Below are 2427 nucleotides of genomic sequence, written 5' to 3' on the forward strand. Positions count from 1 at the left end.
TACGTGCCGTCGGGTATGACCCGGATAGTCTCCCTCGTCACCCGCTCCGTGTAGTTCTGCAGCTCGGCGGCATAGAAGAGGAGCACCTCCCTGCCATACTTTGACGAGAGCTCGACGAGCCTCTTCATTCCCGTTATGTTCGCCATTATCTGGGCGGTAAAATCGCCCTCCCTCTCGAGGGGGGTCCTCACGTTGTTGAGTATGAGCCCCATGAGTTCCTCGTCTATCCTGCCCCCTTTCACGAACCTCAACGGGGGTATCACCACTCCCTCCTGGAAGAGCGACGTGGAAAGGGGCATCGAGCCCGGGGATATGCCCCCGATATCCGCGTGGTGGGCCCTGTTGGCGACGTAGAACAGGGGGGTTTCCCCCCCCAGGTACACGGGTGCGACGAGGGTGATGTCGGGAAGATGGGTCCCTCCCCTGAAGGGGTCGTTCAGGATCGCCATGTCCCCCTCGCCGAGGGGCACCTCCGAAATCGCCGACTGCACCGAAAGGGGCATCGAGCCAAGGTGGACCGGTATGTGAGCCGCCTGGGCCACCATGTTCCCCCCGCTGTCAAAGATGGCGCACGAGTAGTCCCTGCGCTCTTTGATATTGGGTGAGAAGGAAGTCCTGTTGAGGGCAGAGCCCATCTCCTCGGCGATAGAGGAAAACCTGTTCTTGAAGACCTCGAGCAGAATGGGGCTCAGTTCCACGGTCACGCCTCCCGTTCGATGATCAGGTTCCGGTACCCGTCCGCTACGCCAACCCACCCGGGAGGGATGACGGTGGTAGCGCTGTACTCGACCACGACGGCCGGTCCCCGCACCCGGTTTTCGGGAAGGATCTTCCCCCTGTCAACGACCAGGGCGGGTGTCGCTTTGGAGCGGAAGATGACCTGGCGCTGCCCGAGGACAGCGCCGGCGGAAAGTTCCGGCCCTGCGCCCGGAAGCGGGTCGACGATCTGCTTCTCGGGAAGCCCCCTGGCCCGCAGCCTGATATTGACCACCTCCACTTCCCTGCCCGGGTTCTGATACCCGAAGAGACGTTCGTGGTACCCGTGGAAGCTGCCGACGTAGTTCTCGGTAAAGGGGACGACGATCTCGTGGGACTGTCCCCGGTAGCGCATGTCCAGATATTTTTCGAGTACGATCTTGTCCCTGTCGAGCCCCTCCTCGCAAAGCTCCCTCTCTCCCCTCTCGGCGAGGGGGAGAAAGAGACGGGAAATCCGCTCGTAGGAACCCTTTTCCTCATCGAGCATCACGGTGAGGGAGTAGTCCTTGAGAATATCTGCCAGGAGCATCCCCTGTGCGGAAAGGAGCCCGGGGTTCTCCGGGACGAGGACCCTGGGTATGGACAGGAGGTCAGCCAGGGAAACGGCGTGAAGACCTCCCGCCCCGCCGAAGGAAAGGAGGGTGAACTCCTGGGGATTGAACCCCCTCTCCACCGATATGACCCGTATCGCCTTCTCCATCGTCGCGTTCGCAACATCGCAAATTCCTTCGGCAAGCTCGACGGGGGTAAGCCCGGCCTCCCTCGAGAGGGAACCGAAATGCCCCTCGAGCCTGTCTGTCTCGAGCCGCATGCCCCCGCCGAGGAAGTGCTCCGGCACGAGCCTTCCCAGGTAGAGGTTCGCGTCGGTGACGGTTATCCTGTTCCCCCTGCCGTAGCATATGGGGCCGGGGTTTGCCCCGGCGCTTTCCGGCCCCACCCGGAGAGAGCCACCGGAGTCGACGCGTGCGATGGAGCCGCCTCCCGCGCCCACCGTGTGAATGTCTATCATGGGGACCTTTATCGGCCACCCCGAGATCTTTGATTCGGTGGTGAGGGACACGGCACCGTCGATCAGGGATACGTCCGTGGACGTTCCGCCCATGTCGAAAGATATGATTTTGTCAAAGCCGGCTCTCTTTCCGATCTCGAAAGCGCCCACAACCCCCCCGGCGGGCCCGGAAAGTATGGTGCGTATCGACTCGGCCATCGCCGTGGCGCTGGAAATCGACCCGCCGTTGGACTGCATGACGCGCAGCTGGTCGCCTTCACCGAGTTCTTCGGCAAGGTGGGTGAGGTATTTTTTCATGATCGGTGAAACGTATGCATTGAGTACCGTCGTGGACGTCCGCTCGTACTCGCGGAATTCCGGGAGGATTTTGTGCGATGCCGACACGGAGAGCCCGCGGGCGCGTAAGAGTTTCTCTACCTCTTTTTCGTGGGAGGGGTTGGCGTAGGAGAAGAGAAGCGACACCGCAACGGACTCGGCGCCCCTTCCCGCTACCACGTCGATGAGTTCCTTAATCTCGCCCGGGTCGATATCCTCACGGACGGTACCGGTATAGAAGAGCCTCCCCTTGATGCCGAACCTGAGGGATTCAGCCACGAGGGGGGATGGCTTCACGTACTTCAGTTCGTAGAGTTTCTCCCTGGACTGCCTGCCTATTTCGATGA

General features: G+C 61.4%; 2 pseudogenes (both only partly in view). Both read right to left on the reverse strand.

What is annotated here, in order from left to right:
• A pseudogene (locus tag GTN70_12690) lies at nt 1-698 on the reverse strand (hydantoinase B/oxoprolinase family protein) (it extends 837 nt beyond the left edge of the window).
• A gap of 2 nt (nt 699-700) precedes the next feature.
• Nucleotides 701-2427: pseudogene (locus GTN70_12695) on the reverse strand (hydantoinase/oxoprolinase family protein) (it continues 208 nt past the right edge of the window).

The sequence above is a fragment of the Deltaproteobacteria bacterium genome (assembly GCA_011773515.1).
Lineage (GTDB): Bacteria > Desulfobacterota > Deferrimicrobia > J040 > J040 > WVXK01.